The organism is Oleiphilus sp. HI0066 (assembly GCF_001635725.1).
The window spans coordinates 1-838 of sequence record NZ_LWFH01000724.1; the positions used below are offsets into that span (position 1 = coordinate 1).

The following is an 838-nucleotide window of genomic DNA, read 5'->3' on the forward strand; positions in this document are numbered from 1 at the left end:
GTAGATCCCTTTGCGCCAAAACCAACGTGGCCACCTTTTTTTAAAGGTCGAAAGAAGAAGCTACTATTTTGCTTAGCCTCTTCAAAAGGAAAGCACCTCTCACTAAGAAATGGATCATCCAAAGAACTGACTAGAAGCGTTGGAATATTTATATTGGGGATATGGGGAAGACAACTGCTTTGTACCCAGTAATCTAGTGCGCTAGTAAAACCATTCATCGGCGCTGTATATCGTCCATCGAAATCAGCAAATGTCTTGATTTTTTTGAATCCATCAAGCGAGACCTGACCCGGAAACATCTCAGCCTTTAGTTTCAACTTCTCGTACAGAGAGGCCAGAAAGTTTTTCATATAGATTCGATTGATCGGTTTTGCCAATACCTCTGAGCTCGAGACCAGATCACAGGGAACAGAAAAAGTAACAGCCGCGGAAATCTTGTTGTTTACTTGATTGCGATCCCGTCCTAAATACAAAAGCGTTTTGTTCCCACCAATGCTGAACCCGCATAGCGCAATATTCTGATAGCCCATACTATCAACGTGATCGATGAGCAGTGATAAATCATCTATCGATCCGCTATGGTAACTTTGCAGTTTGTTATTGGCCCTGCCGCCACAACCTCGATAGTTCCAGGCAACTACGTCCCACCCTTCATCAATCGCACGAGACACCATGCCCAACACGTATGGTCTGCGACTATGACCCTCGAGTCCATGACTTACAATCAGCACTCGATTGCTACCTTGCGAATATCTATCAAACCAAAACTTATCACCATCTGGCGTACTAATGGATGATTCGACTCTTTTAAACCGGATGTTTTGCACCCTTCTAAAAG

1 protein-coding gene is annotated in these 838 nt (G+C 43.8%); it reads right to left on the reverse strand.

All coding sequences use genetic code 11. The annotated features are described in order from the left end of the window. Window positions 1–731, reverse strand: a 731-nt coding sequence (locus tag A3738_RS08905) for a YheT family hydrolase (protein WP_197473742.1), incomplete at its 3' end; no start/stop codon positions are given. Window positions 732–838 lie beyond the last annotated feature (107 nt).